The organism is Methanocalculus sp. (assembly GCF_029762515.1).
Lineage (GTDB): Archaea > Halobacteriota > Methanomicrobia > Methanomicrobiales > Methanocorpusculaceae > Methanocalculus.
In genome coordinates this window covers 1-1,620 of the sequence record NZ_JARVGN010000476.1, presented here as the reverse complement: position 1 = coordinate 1,620, position 1,620 = coordinate 1, and the positions used below count along the sequence as shown (strand labels likewise).

The 1,620-nt window shown below is 48.6% G+C and carries 1 protein-coding gene; it reads right to left on the bottom strand.

The window, feature by feature from the left end:
- The coding region (locus QCH34_RS12340) for a hypothetical protein (RefSeq protein WP_300334571.1) at positions 1–1,620 on the bottom strand (1,620 nt) is incomplete at both ends.

The window sequence follows — 1,620 nt, the reverse complement described above, 5'->3', positions numbered from 1 at the left end:
TATCCTCCGATCGATCAAGCAGAAGTACAACATCCACCGGTAAATGCTGGCGAATTGCAAACCCGTCACCTATCAGGCGGATGGTTACGTCAAACGTATCTCCAGGGCGAATGCTTGAGGAAGACACTTCTGTTTCTGCACGAATATACGGATAATTTCTCCACGTGACCTTCACCTCTTTGATTTGATCAGGTTCATCCGATCGATCCCACGTGACCGTTACTTTACAGGAGCCGCTTGAAGAGGGGTCGAAATTTTCAGCATCCTGATCGGGGAATTCACCGGATCTGAAAGGAACCTCGGCATAGCCGTACTCGTCGGTGAGGATATCCACAGACGAATCTTCCCAGGAATCTGATGCCGGATTATAGATCTTCGGATCCATCATGGGGGCGGCGGTTTGATTCTCAATCGAGGATGCGTTAATTCTGAAGGAAATTTTCTCATTCCAGACGCCGCGACCTACATTGTCGGTCACCCGCGCGTAAATCGTTCCGTTGGTGAACGGTTTCACCTCATAGCTGCTAAGGTCGGAAGGATTGGAGTAGGCTTCAAACCACGTTCCATCCGAGCTCGTGAACCGTAACTCAACATCATCCCTTACTGTCGGAGTCAATCGCGAATCGGCATAAAATGTCACGAGCCCGATGGATGTCTTAGGGCCATAGGTGAGGATTGCATAGCCATCCTCATTGGTAAAGACATTTCGTTCTTCACCGTCGATGGATGTGTGGATATATAGTGGAGAGTTCGGTGATGGATTGCCGAACTGATCGAACAGTTGATAGACAATGGTAAATGTGCTCTCGCCATCGCCAGGCACACATCGTGATGAGGGATCTACTGACGTCGTCATGCTCGCCGGCGTCGATTCACCTTCTCCATAAATTGTGATAAGCATCTTGGGAACCGCGGTGACACAGATGAGATTGACGGGGTTCGCTCCCGCCGAAGATGATGCTTTGAATTTCACCGAGAGGTTCCCTTTCGAATCGACGAATTTCGTGATGTCATTTGTCAGAGTACTCTCATCTTTCCAGAATCCCGCATCTGTTTCTGATGAACACTGGAACCTGACGCCTTCGGCATTTTTAACTGGCACGAGCGAATCTTCTTTTCTGCTGTCGACGACATTTCCATATTTATCGATCATCTGGAGTGTGATGTCCGTGTCCGTATTGACGGTGATTTCGGTATCATAGTCCAGATACTCAAAAGCGTAGGGCATTGCATGATCCACTCTCTGGACGGTATCATTGGATCTCTCAAAAGGCCCTCCTTCCACTTTATCCACGGTGTATTTAACGTTCACCTGAATGGTTGCATCGCCGCTCTTTTTTGAATGAAATGTCGCTTCGTACTGCGTTTCTGAGACTTTTGAAGAAGATAAATCGCCGATTTTGCTCCCCGCTCCATTATAAAGGAACTCATTCGCGCAGGAAAACAATACCTCATCGACTTTCACAGACTCATTGATGAACGATTCGTTATCAATCACCACGGTAATGGTCGCAGTTTCATCAGTGCCCGTCCCGGGCCCGGCGGTGATCCAGTCATGACTGGAGGTAATCTTGATCTGATCTTGATCAAGCGCCGCAGAACCGGGAACGAGCAGACCCA